The organism is Hymenobacter lapidiphilus, from assembly GCF_013377885.1.
In the GTDB taxonomy this organism is placed as follows: domain Bacteria; phylum Bacteroidota; class Bacteroidia; order Cytophagales; family Hymenobacteraceae; genus Hymenobacter; species Hymenobacter lapidiphilus.
In genome coordinates this window covers 164,326-176,840 of the sequence record NZ_JABKAU010000002.1, presented here as the reverse complement: position 1 = coordinate 176,840, position 12,515 = coordinate 164,326, and the positions used below count along the sequence as shown (strand labels likewise).

9 protein-coding genes are annotated in these 12,515 nt (G+C 62.5%); all 9 read left to right on the top strand.

What is annotated here, in order from left to right; all coding sequences use genetic code 11:
• Positions 1–165: 165 nt before the first annotated feature.
• Entirely contained in the window at positions 166–525 is a 360-nt protein-coding gene (gene folB / locus HW554_RS01900; RefSeq protein ID WP_092768374.1) for a dihydroneopterin aldolase, read from the top strand.
• 264 nt (positions 526–789) lie between these two features.
• Entirely contained in the window at positions 790–1,302 is a 513-nt protein-coding gene (locus tag HW554_RS01895) for an RNA polymerase sigma factor (RefSeq protein ID WP_176906652.1), read from the top strand.
• Between the two features lie 60 nt (positions 1,303–1,362).
• The gene (locus HW554_RS01890) at positions 1,363–2,244 is read left to right on the top strand and encodes a HEAT repeat domain-containing protein (RefSeq protein WP_176906651.1); all 882 of its coding nucleotides are present in this window, start codon (positions 1,363–1,365) and stop codon (positions 2,242–2,244) included.
• A gap of 115 nt (positions 2,245–2,359) precedes the next feature.
• A complete protein-coding gene (locus HW554_RS01885) occupies positions 2,360–3,127 on the top strand; it encodes a DUF4097 family beta strand repeat-containing protein (RefSeq protein WP_176906650.1) in 768 nt (255 codons plus the stop codon).
• 49 nt (positions 3,128–3,176) lie between these two features.
• Positions 3,177–3,911: a DUF4097 family beta strand repeat-containing protein gene (locus HW554_RS01880; RefSeq protein WP_176906649.1), complete on the top strand. Its 735-nt coding sequence runs from the start codon at positions 3,177–3,179 to the stop codon at positions 3,909–3,911.
• Positions 3,912–4,027: 116 nt separating this feature from the next.
• Positions 4,028–6,550, top strand: coding sequence for a TonB-dependent receptor domain-containing protein (locus HW554_RS01875; RefSeq protein ID WP_176906648.1), 2,523 nt, complete (start codon positions 4,028–4,030; stop codon positions 6,548–6,550).
• A 153-nt stretch (positions 6,551–6,703) separates the two neighbouring features.
• Positions 6,704–7,123: a BlaI/MecI/CopY family transcriptional regulator gene (locus HW554_RS01870; RefSeq protein ID WP_176906647.1), complete on the top strand. Its 420-nt coding sequence runs from the start codon at positions 6,704–6,706 to the stop codon at positions 7,121–7,123.
• The gene (locus tag HW554_RS01865; protein WP_176906646.1) at positions 7,120–9,669 is read left to right on the top strand and encodes a M56 family metallopeptidase; all 2,550 of its coding nucleotides are present in this window, start codon (positions 7,120–7,122) and stop codon (positions 9,667–9,669) included. Before HW554_RS01870 ends, HW554_RS01865 begins: the two co-directional genes overlap by 4 nt.
• A gap of 197 nt (positions 9,670–9,866) precedes the next feature.
• Positions 9,867–12,503, top strand: a complete 2,637-nt coding sequence (locus HW554_RS01860) for a DUF5916 domain-containing protein (protein WP_176906645.1) — start codon at positions 9,867–9,869, stop codon at positions 12,501–12,503.
• Positions 12,504–12,515 lie beyond the last annotated feature (12 nt).

Here is a 12,515-nt window from a genome sequence, read left to right as displayed (position 1 = left end):
CACAGATGTTGCAGTTGAAATTGATTTCGCAGATTGCGGATGCAGTTTTCTGCCCACTGACTGAAGCCTGCCTCTTGGGGCAGGCTTCGGTGTTTTTAAATGACTGATTACGGGTGACTGCCCGAACGTCAAACGCACCACCTCATCATTTTACTACCTCACCACATGGGCCAGATTGCACTTGAAGGCATGGAGTTTTTCGCCTTCCACGGATATTATGATGAGGAGCAGAAAATCGGCAATAAGTACGGCATCGACCTGTTTATCGACACCGACCTGCACGCGGCCGGAGCCTCCGATCAGCTGCGCGAAACCGTGAACTACGAGGTGCTGTACCGGGTAGTAACCGAGGAAATGCAGGCCCCCGCCCGCCTGCTCGAACACCTTGGCCACCGCGTGCTCGACAGGGTGCTGGCCGAGTTTCCCTACGTGAACGGCGTACGCGTCAGCGTTTCGAAGTTCAATCCGCCGTTGGGCGGCATCTGCCACCGGGCCCGCGTTACGCTGGAACGCCGGCGGGAATAGGGGTCGGAAGATAGTATCCGTTGGAGTAGGGGCGGGGTTCGTCTCTGCCCGCCGTTGAACGAGGTTGTTGAACAAAAAGCACTGCCATAAGGCGTGTTTTGACTCGATGATTCAGGGCAGCGGCGGGCGGGGGCAAGCCCCGCCCCTACGTCGTTCAAAAAAAGTTGCGGGCCGCTGTAACGAATCCTGGTTTGGCCGGTACCCCTTTCAACTCTCCCGCTAAAACCGCCTTACACCGTGGCCCCCGTCAGCGACGAAACCTTAATGGAGCAAGTCCGCCGCGACGATCTCGACCAGCTGACGCCGCTGTTCGAACGCTACCACGGGCCGCTGTTTAACTTTCTGTGCCGGCTTTGCGGGTGCCGCGAAACCAGCCAGGATTTGGTGCAAAACGTGTTTTTGCGGGTGCTAAAATACCGGGCCAGCTACCAGCCGGGCCAGCCCTTCCGGGCCTGGGTATACCAGCTGGCCCGCCATGTACACCACGACCACTGGCAGCAAAACCGCCGCTCCACCACCGACGTGGAAGAATTCGAGCGCACCGCTACCCACCGCCGGGCCGCGCTGGCCGGTCTGGCCGCTGCCCAGCAGCAGGCCGCGCTCGATGAAGCGCTGAGCTTGTTGCCCGTAGCTCAGCGTGAAATTCTGGTGTTGCACCGCTTCCAGGGCTTTAGCTACGCCGAAATTGGCGAGCTGCTATCCTGTTCTGAAGGAGCCGCCCGGGTGAAGGCCCACCGGGCGTTGGAGGCGCTGCGGCAAGTGTTTTTCCAGACATAAACGGGTTGTATAGTCGATGTGAGACATGTGTGACCGAGTTATTCCCTAGAAAATTTCCCGATGACCACCGAAGAAACCCACCGCGCCCCGACTCCGCTGCCGCCCGCTTGCGCGGCAGTGCGGCCGCTGCTGGCCGACTACGCGGCCCGGCAGCTGCCGCCAGCCGAAGTGGCGGCGGCAGAGGCCCACTTACCCGCCTGCCCTGCCTGCCAGACTTGCCTGGCCGAGTACAAGTTGCTGCTACCGCTACTGGCTGATTCGGTGGACGAGTTGCCCCCGCTGGCTCTGCGTGACGATTTCCTGGCAATGCTAGCCGCTGAGAAGCAGACGTTGCCGGCCCCGGAAACGTTGGTGAGCCCGCCAATGGCCGTAGTGCGGCCTTTGTGGCCGGTGGGGGTGCTGGATGCCGCAACGGTCGGCTGGCTGCGCATTGCGGCCAGCGTGGCACTGCTGGCCGTGGGCGCGGCGCTTGGCTGGTTGCTGGCCCGTCAGGCCGCGCCCGCCGAAGCCACGCTGGCTGCCAACCAGGCCGAAGCCGCCCAGTTGCTGGCCCGCCAGCTGACGACCACCAGCGGCCAGCCGCCGATGGCCAGCAGCCGGATTCAGCTGGTACACGAGGCCTCGTCGGGGCCAAACGTACACCCCGGCGACCCTACTGTGCTCGTGCTCATCAACACGCTCAACGCCGACCCCAACCCCAACGTGCGCCTGGCTGCCGCCGAAGCCCTGTACCGCCTGCGGGCCGACTCGCTCGTGGGGCCAGCACTGGCCCAGTCGCTGGCCGTGCAAACCGACCCCAACGTGCAGATTACGCTGATTGAAATGCTCGTGAGTCTGCGCCGCAAGCAGGCCGTGCCCCAGCTCCAGCGCCTGGCCGAGCGCCCCGACGCGCTGCCCGTGGTGCGCCAGCAGGCCACCCAGGGTATTGGGGTGCTGCTCTAAAAGAGCCGTTAGCTGTTAGCCTCGTTCCAGCGGGCTAAACAAAACCTAGCATTTTACCTGTTTCGCGGCCTGTTATTGACCCCGATTTTTCTCCACGCATTTTCGCTTTTTACTCATGAAAAAGACTTTTTTACTAACCCTGCTGGCGCTGCTGAGCGCCGCCGGCCTGCGGGCCCAGGAATATAAAATGAAGCTTAATGGCGCTCAAATCGTAATTCTGATGCGCAACTCGGAAGTAACCGTTGAGGGCTATGACGGCGACGAAATAGTGATTAGAGGTAACAGTAACAAAGAACCCGACAAGCGAGCCGAGGGCTTACATTCCGTGTACAATACAGCCGTAGACAATACTAAAATAGGCCTGGAAATCCGGCGCACCGGGAATACGGTAAGCATCGTGCAGGCCTCACGTTGGACCAACCGCTATACAATCCAGGTGCCTCGTGCAGCCGACGTAGTATATCGGTCCATGAATTGGGGCGATGAAGACTTGGTAATGCAGAACCTGCGTGGCCGCTTGCAGGTGGAAATGAAAAGTGCTAGTGCCAAATTGCTCAACGTAACCGGCCCGGTGGTGGCCAGCAGCACCAGCGGCGACATTACGGTGCGCTACGCCACGCTCACGCCCGCGCCCAGCGCCATCAGCAACATCAGTGGCGCTATCGATGTGGCCCTGCCCGTCGCCACCAAAGCGACCCTCACCATGCGTACCGTTTCGGGCGAGGTGTACACCGATTTCGACCTCACCCAGCCCAAAGCCGCTACGACCGATGGCCTGACTCGGGTGGGTGGCCAAGCCACTGGCGGCCACCTCAACGGCGGCGGTACGTCCATCTCGCTTAAAAACATCAGCGGCAACGTGTACGTGCGGAAGACGAAGTAAAACAGCGTAGTGCGAGCCAGATCGAATCCATTCCTAAAACATGCCTCCTATGCCACGCATTTTACTGACTTGGTGCGCCGTAACGAGCCTTCTGCTGGCCGTGGTGCCCGGTGTTCGGGCCCAGAAAACCATGGACAAAGCCGCCGCCGTGGCGGCCGGCCAAGTGGTCGTGCTGGACCTCAAATACGCCACAACCATTCGGCTGCGGCCGGCCCTCGATAACCAGCTGCGACTGCGCGCGACGGTGAGCATCAACCAGAACCGGTTGAATGATGCGCTCCAGCTCGACCTACGCGAAGCTCCTGATGCAATTACTGTCACGGCGGCCCTCGATAAGCAGGTGCTGGCCCAGGCTCAGCCCGGCGACTGTCCGACCGATGCACCCGGAACCAGCTATTACGGCTCCTGGACCGATGGACGCGATGGCCAGGGCAACCGGGCCGCCGTGTGCGCCACCATTGCCTACGATATTACGTTGCCCGCCAACGCCACTCTGCGCCTCAACACTATCAACGGCAACGTGGACGTAGTGGGCCTCACGGGGCCACTGGAACTGAAAAGCATCAGCGGGTTTGTGGACGTGAGCTGGCCGGCGGGCCGTGGGGCCGAGGTAGCTTTTAAGTCAATTTCGGGGGAAGTGTTCACCGATCAGGACGTAGCGTTCAGCAACCGCAAGGAAAACCCGTTGGTGGGCTACGAGGTGCGGGGTACGCTGGCTGGCGGTGGGCCCCGTATCCGGCTTGAATCCATTAGCGGCGACGTTTTTTTTCGCCGAAGTAAGTAGTTGATTGTTAGTTGTTTTTGACTTTCCTGGCGGCTTCTGCGCTGTTTTTCGCCTCTTAGGCAACTCCGGCCCGGTTTACGGCCTCTTTCCGGTATCCTTTATCTACTCATTACCTTATGTGTCACTCCTACTTTCGGACATTGATTGGTTTGCTGGGGCTGCTGGGCGGTCTGTTGCCGGTGGCCGTTGCCCAGGCCCAGCAGGCCCCGGCGGCTCCGGCGGCGGCCGCAACTGCCCGCCTCACGGGTACGGTGCTCGACTCGCTTAAAAGCCAGCCGGTGCCCTATGCCACGGTGGTGCTGTTGCCGGCCGATGCCGCCGTCGACAAGCCCATAACCGGGGCGGCCACCGACGAGCAGGGTCGCTTCGTGCTCGATAAGCTGACGCCCGGCAACTACCGGCTGCGGGCGCTGTTTGTGGGATACGCCACCCGCACGCGGGCCGTAACCGTAGTGGCCGGCACCACCGATGCGGGCAGCTTCCGGCTGCCAACGGCCGGCACTACCCTCGGCGAGGTGCTGATAACGGGTACCAAGCCCGTGATAGAGGTGCGCCCCGACCGCCTCGTGTACAACGCCGACCAGGACTTGAGCAACGCCGGCGGCACGGCAGCCGACGTGCTGCGCAAGGCCCCGCTGCTGGCCGTAGATGGCGACGGCAACGTGCAGATGCGCGGCTCGGGTAACTTCCGGGTGCTCATCAACAACAAGCCCTCGCCCACGCTGGCCAAAAACCTGGCCGAGGCGCTTAAAAGCATTCCGGCCGAGCAGATCCAGAGTGTGGAGCTGATTACGACGCCACCGGCCAAATACGACGGCGAGGGCACGGCCGGCATCATCAACATCGTGCTCAAAAAAGGCGTCGAGCAGAAGCCCAATGGCCGGCTGAGCGCGACCACCGGCAACCGCAACAGCGGCCTCAATTCCTCGCTCAACTTCCGCACCGGCAAGCTGGGCTTTACCTCCTCGCTGGGTGGCGGGCTGTGGTACAACCCCGGCGCAAGCCTGCGCGAGCGCACAAGCTTCGATGACAGCGGTACGGCCACCAGCCTGCTGCAGCAAAACAGCGATGTGCAGAACAACGGCGGCTGGTACTACGGCTCGGTGGGCCTCGATTTCGACCCCGCCGACCACCACAGCTTTTCGCTGGCCGGCTCGCTCAACGGTTGGGGCGGCTCTTCCGACCAAACGCTGGGCAGCCGTAGCACCCCGCTGGTGGCCAGCCGGAACGAGCAACTCTTCGTGCGCGACAACCGCAACCGCTTCTCGGGCCTGAACACCGAGCTGACCGGCACCTACACCCGCACCTTCGAGCAGAAGGGCCGCGAGTGGAGCGTGCTGGGCCAGTACGCGGGCAACCCCAGCACCAGCGGCTACGATTTCGAGCAGTACGACGGCCGCCTGGTGCCGCTGAGTCCGGCCCAGGCCAACTACCGCGAGCGGAGCCGGGGCCGCCAGCCTGGCTCCGAAAGCACCATTCAGACCGACTTCGTGCAGCCCATGGGCAAGGAGGATAAGCAGAAGCTGGAAACCGGCCTCAAGGCCATCTGGCGCAGCACTGGCTCGCTGGTAAGCGTAGACGGGTTGCAGCCCGGCACCGGCGCGCTAATTCGGCTGCCGGCCCGCGGCACCGATTTCGACTACCAGCAGGACGTGCAGGCCGCTTACGCCACCTACTCTTTTGGCTTGGGCAAGAAGCTGAGCCTGAGCCTCGGTGGCCGCCTGGAACGCACGGCCTTGGCAGCCGATTTCCGCACTACCGATACGGGCTTCCGGCGCAGCTACTACACGCCGCTACCCAACGGCAACGCCCAATACACCCTCAGCGAGGCCAGCAGCCTGCGCCTGGCCTACAGCCGCCGCATTACCCGGCCCTACATCTACTACCTCAACCCGTTCCCCGACGTGTCGGACCCCAACGTGGTGAGCTTTGGCAACCCCAACCTCGACGCCGAGCTGACCGACTCCTACGAGCTGGGCTATAACACCAGTATCAAAACGGCTACGCTGAACGTGTCGGGCTCGGTGCGGCGCACCGGCAACGCCATCGAGCAGGTCAGCCGCCTCATCAGCCTCGAAGACAACCTCACCGAGCAAACCTTTCGCAACGTGGCCGCCAACACTTTTTACGAGCTGAACGTGTACGGCTCGATAAAACCGGCCAAGGGCTGGGATGTGAGCGGCGGCCCCAACGTGCGCTACATCACCCGTCGCAGCGCCGCCCTCAACCTGCGCCGCGAGGGCTTCACGGCCGGCCTCAGCCTGAATACAAGCTATAAGCTGCCCAAGGAATTTATGGTCCAGGCGTTTCTGTACGGCTCGCTGCCCGACCCCCAGATCCAGGGCACCGGCGCGGCCAACCTGTTCTATTCGATAGGGGGCAAGAAGACGTTCTGGAAGGAGCGGGCCGACCTCACGCTTAACGTGACCAACCCCTTCAACCAGTACTGGGCCTACCGCAGCAGCCTGCGCACCGCCTTTTTCGAGGAAGCCAACGAATACCGGGCCTATAACCGGGCCGTGCGCCTGAGCTTCGGCTACCGCTTCGGCGACGCGAAGTCGGGAGGGGGAAGCCGCCGTAAAACCATCAGTAACGACGACGTGAAAGGCGGCGGTGGCCAGCAAGGCGGGCAGCAGTAATTTCTGTTTAGGCCTTTAGCTGACGGTTCTCAGCTGAAGGCTAAACTTTTTTTGTAAATACGAATCAATTCGTACGATATATTTGGATATACGATATGTTTCGTATATGTTTGAAGTACGAATAATGTCGTACCTTCTATTGGCTGATTTACAATGACTAAAAAGATGATACCCAAGCCCACCGAATCGGAGCTGGAGATTTTACAGGTGCTCTGGCAGCACGGTCCCAGCACGGTGCGCTTTGTAAACGACGAGCTGAGCCAGCGCCGCGAAATCGGCTACACCACCACGCTCAAGCTGCTGCAGCTGATGCTTGACAAGGTGCTGGTGCTGCGCGACGACGACACTCGCACCCATGTGTACCGGGCGGCAGTGCGCGAGGAGGAAACCCAGGGGCTGCTGCTCGACAAGTTCGTGGATGCCGCTTTCGGTGGCTCGGCCATGAAGCTGGTGATGCAGGCGCTGGGCAACCGCCGCACCTCGCGCGAGGAGCTGGCCCAGATTCGCCGCCTGCTCAACGACATCGAGATTCAGAACGATACCAACTCACCCGCTAACGACCCTGCGCAATGAACTGGCTCGAACAACTGCTGCCTCCGGCCCTGGTACGGGCGCTGGGCTGGACCCTCCTTCATTCGCTCTGGCAGGGAGCGGTAGTGGCGCTGGCGCTGGCCGGGCTGCTGCTTTTGCTGCGCCGCCACTCGGCCCAGGTGCGCTACCGCACCGCCTCGGCCGGCCTGATTACACTGCTGCTGCTGTGCGGCCTCACGTTCGGGCGCTACTATTACCAGGCGCCCTCTGCCGGCCCGGCTACCACTGCGGTAGTACAGCCGGCCGAAACGGGAGGCACATTGGGCGCTGCCGTAGCGGCCGCCCCGGCTGCCCGGTTAGCTGGTAGCCCGGCTGCGCCTAGCTGGCTGGACTCGTGGCAGACATATTTCGATGCCAACCTGCCGCTGCTGGTTACCGTGTGGCTGATGGGCTTGTTGGTGATGATGCTGCGCCTGCTGGGTAGCCTGGCCTACGTGCAGCGCCTGCGGCGCTACCGGGTGCAGCCGCTGGCCGCCGAGTGGCAGGAGCGGCTGGCTGCCCTGGCCGACCGCGCCGGCCTGAAGCAGCGCGTAGAGCTGCTCGAATCGGCGCTGGTGAAGGTGCCGGTGGTGGTGGGGCATCTGCGGCCGGTGGTGCTGCTGCCGCTGGGTACCGTTACGGGTTTGGGCGCTACGTACCTTGAAGCGGTACTGGCCCACGAGCTGGCCCACGTGCAACGCCGCGACTACCTGCTGAACCTGCTGCAGGCCGTGGCCGAAACCGTCCTCTTCTATCATCCGGGCGTGTGGTTTATGGCCGCCTGCCTACGTACCGAGCGCGAAAACTGCTGCGACGACGTGGCCACGGCCTTGGTGGGTGGCAATCCCCTCACGGTGGCCCGCGCTCTGGCCGCCCTGGCCGAGCTAACGGCCGCCCCCGCCCCCGTTGGGGCAAGCCTGGCGCTGTCGGCGCTGGGGCCCGATGGCTCGGTGCTGGGCCGCATCCGGCGGCTGGTGCAGGGCCGGCAGCGGCCCACGTTTGCCGAAGGCTTTATGGCGGCCTGCGTAGTGCTGGTGGGCGTGGTAGTACTCAGTACTGCGGTGGCGCTGGCCCGTCCGGCTGCTACTTCGCTGGCGGCCACGCTGGCCAAGCCGGCCGCTGCCCTGCGCCGCGCCACTATGCCGGTGCCTGTGCTGCCAGCAGCGGCTGCTCCGGCGGCCGCAGCCAGTAGCCAGGAGGCGTTGCGCATCCTCAGTGTGTCGGCCGATGGACAGGCGCAGGCCCGCCTGGGCAGCACCGAAATCAGCTTCGACACCATTTGCAACCCGCGGCTGATGCGCTGGTCGAGGGCCGGCCGCCGAAGTGACGATGCCAGCACGGTAATTATCAAGCGCGACAAGAAGGGCCGCCTTACGGAGCTGCTGATTGACGGACAGCCAGTTGACATCGCCCCGGCCCGCAAAAAGGGCGACCAGGTGGATGTAGTGCGACTCGACAGCCGTGCAAACCGGCTGGCCCCACTGCCACAGACCAACGACCAGCAGCGACTGGAGGAACTGGCGTTGCGCATGAACCGGGCGACACTGAGCGGCGACGCCCCCAGCGCTGCCGATGCGCAGGAGCTATCGGCGCTGGCACTGGCCGAGGCGCAGAAAGCGGTAGGGGAGATGGATATCGATGACATCACCCGCAACGCTTTTGCTCAGGCGGAGAAGGAGTTGGAGGCCGCCGTCAAGTCGGCCCGCACCGACGAGGAGCGGGAGCTGCTGCAGGAACAAGTGGAGGCCATGCGCGAACGGCAGCAGGCGCGGGCAGACGTTGTGATGGAGCAGCGGCGTGATATCCGGCAGGATATCCGCGAAGCCCAGGAGCAGGCCCGCCGCGACGCGGAACAGGCCCGGCGCGATGCCGACCAAACCCGCCGCGACGTGGAGCAGCACCGTCGCGACGCTGACCAGGCCCGCCGGGATGCCGACCAGGCCCGCCGCGACGTGGAGCAGGCCCGCCGGGATAAAGGCACCGCCGCCCTGCTACAGGAGCTTCGCCGCGACAACCTCATCCAGAACACCAACAACCTGCAGCTCAGCCTTTCGGCCAGCGGCATGACGGTGAATGGGAAGAAGCAGCCCGCCGCCGTGCAGCAGAAGTATCTGCGGCTGATAGAGCAGCAGCAGGGCCAGCCGCTACGGGGCGCGTACAATCTCAACTACCAGACTTCGGGCTCGACGACCAATATAGTGGGGACAATGATGACTCCGCCCGCACCGCCCGCATCCCGCGCCGCGCCCACGCCCCAGGCTATGCCTGCGCCACCGGCTCCGCCCGCACTTCGCTCGGCAAACATGCCTCCGGCCCCGCCCGCCCCGCCCCGGCTCGATACCGATAAAATCCGGGCTGCGCTGCGACGTGATGGGCTGATTGGAGCTACCGACAAGGGATTCCAGTTCCAGCTCAACGATAAAACCATGACCGTAAACGGCCAGCAGCAACCTGCCGAGGTGGCCGATAAGTACCGCCGCCTGCTTGGTGTGCAGCCTAGCCCTGACGGCAAAAACAGCCGTAACATCCAGATTTCAGTGAGTGAGTAAGGGCGTATGCCTGCCCCGGCCGCCGCTGCAACGGCGGCCGGTTTTTATCCGGAAGTTTCCTGGCAAACAGGCAACGGTTGGGGCGCGGCCCGCATCTATGGCGGCAAGCCGCCGGTCCGGGCAGGGCTACTGGTGTCGTGGTAGCCTGGTTGCCGGGTTTGGGGAGGCGTGTTCGTTACTTTTTTCTGCTGATTGGTTTGATTTTTTTACTCTCTCGTCGATTCGTCGTGAAGCCTTATTATGCTCTGCTGAGCCTGTTTATTTTGTTGCTGGCGGCTCCGGCCTATGCCCAGAAGTCGGCCGCTGGCGGCCCCAAAGTTGCCACGGCCGACAGCGCCGCCATTCCGGCCCCTAAGCGCCAGTTCCAGGCCACCCGCATTACAGAGCCCATTAAAGTGGATGGTGAGCTGGACGAAGCCGTCTGGCGCGCCGCGCCGGTAGCCACCAACTTTATCGAGACCCGGCCCACGCCCGGCCGGCCCGAAAAGCACGCCACCGAAGTGCGCTTGCTTTATGATGATGCCGCCCTCTACATTGGGGCCGTGATGCACGATGTGAGCCCCGATTCCATCTTCCGCGAGCTAACCCAGCGCGACGACTTGGGCAACACCGACTACTTCGCCGTCTTTCTGGATACCTACAACGACAAGCTCAACGGCTACGGGTTTTTCCTGACACCCGGTGGCGTGGAGCTCGACGCCCGCTATTCGCCCGCCGGGGGCGAAGATTTCAACTGGAACGCCGTGTGGATGAGCCAAACCAAGCTGCGGGGCAACGACTGGATAGCCGAAATCCGGATTCCGTACTCGGCCATCCGCTTCAGCGACGCGGCCGAGCAGGTGTGGGGTATCAACTTCGCGCGGCAGCGCCAGAGCACGCGCCAGCAGTTTTTCTGGAACCAGGTAAAGCCCCAGGTAGATGGCTTTGTGAACCAGTGGGGCGAGCTGCGCGGCGTGCGCGACATCAAGCCGCCACTGCGCCTCTCGCTCACGCCCTACGTATCGAGCTACTACGAGCATTTCCCCTTCAACGAGCAGGGCAAACGCAACTCCAGCACCAGCTTCAATGGCGGGGCCGATGTGAAGTGGGGCATCAACGAAAGCTTCACGCTCGATGCCACGCTGGTACCCGATTTCGGACAAGTGCAGAGCGACAACCAGGTGCTCAACCTGTCGCCTTTCGAGGTGCAGTACAACGAGAACCGGCAGTTTTTCACCGAGGGTACCGAGCTGTTCAACAAGGGCGGCCTGTTTTACTCGCGTAGGGTGGGGGGGCAGCCCCTGGGCTTTTATGAGGTAGATGGCAAGCTGCGCGGCCGCACGACCAGCCCTGAGGGGCAAATAAAACAGGGCGAATACGTGGTAAGTAACCCCGGCGTAACGCGGCTGCTGAACGCCACCAAAATATCGGGCCGTACCAAGGGCGGGCTGGGGGTGGGCCTGTTCAATGCCCTGAGCAACGACGTGTACGCTACGGTGCAGGACAGTACCAGCGGCGAACGGCGCGAAGTGCTTACGCAGCCGTTTTCCAACTACAACATCTTCGTGCTCGACCAAAGCCTCAAAAACAACTCCTACGTTTCGCTCATCAACACCAACGTAACGCGCAAAGGCAGCACCTACGATGCCAACGTAACCGGCGGCCTGTTCCGGTTCGCCGATAAAAGTAACCGCTACGCCCTGAAGGGCCAGGCAAACTACTCGCGCCGACGGGGCACTGAGTTCGGCTCCGAGAAGCAGATCGATAACCAAGACGGGTACAAATACCAGCTGGAGCTGGCCAAAATCAGCGGCAATTGGAACTGGAGCGTCAACCACGGCATCGAATCAGAGACGTACGACCCGAACGATTTGGGCATTCTGTTTTCCAATAACTCCATCAGCCAGGAGGCTTCCGTCAGTTATAGTAAGTACGAGCCGTTCTGGAAAGTAAACCAGCTAAGGACCAATCTGGGCATCTACCAGACCCTGCTCTATAAGCCTACCCGGTTTCAGAACCTAGGCTTTTATGCCAGCGCAAACACCACATTTACGAAGAACTTCTCCTCGACGGGCTTAAACGTAAATGGCAACCTCGAGGAGCAGGACTTTTTTGAGCCCCGCCGCAGACCCCTGGGCACATACTATGTGCGGGTGCCGGCCAACCTGGGCATAAGCGGCTACGGCAGCTCCGATTACCGCAAAAAGTTCGCCTATGACATCAGTCTGGCTACCCGGCTGTTCCAGGCCGATGGGCAGCGTACCGACCGTATCAACTACGGGCTGGGCATCAGCCCGCGCTACCGGGTCAGCAACCGGCTCTCGTTTCGCTACAACTTCGACTGGCAGCTCCAGCAAAACCAGATCGGCTATGCCGGGGGCCTGAGCAGCCGGCAGGAAGCAGACCGGCCCTTTATCCGCAACGGTGTGGCCGACGTGCTGCTGGGCCGCCGCAACCGCACCACCACCACCAACACGGTGTCGGCCAACTACACGTTCACCAACCGCATGTCGTTCACCATCCGCACCCGCCACTACCTGAGCGTGGCCCGCTACCGCGACTTCTCGCGCCTGAACCCCGGCGGCGAGGAGGAAGCTGTGGACTACCGGCGCAACCGCGACAACAGCTTCAACGCCTTCAACGTGGACGCCGTATTCTCGTGGTGGTTCGCGCCCGGCTCGCAGATAACGGTGGTCTGGAAAAACGCCAACGCCAGCGAGCTGGCCGGCGACCAGACGCTGCCCCAGTACTTCACCAACTTCAATAACACCCTCAACACGCCCCACAACAACTCGGTGTCGGTGAAGATCCTCTACTTCCTCGACTACCTGACGCTGCGCCCGAAGCGGGGGTAGCCAGGAGTGTTA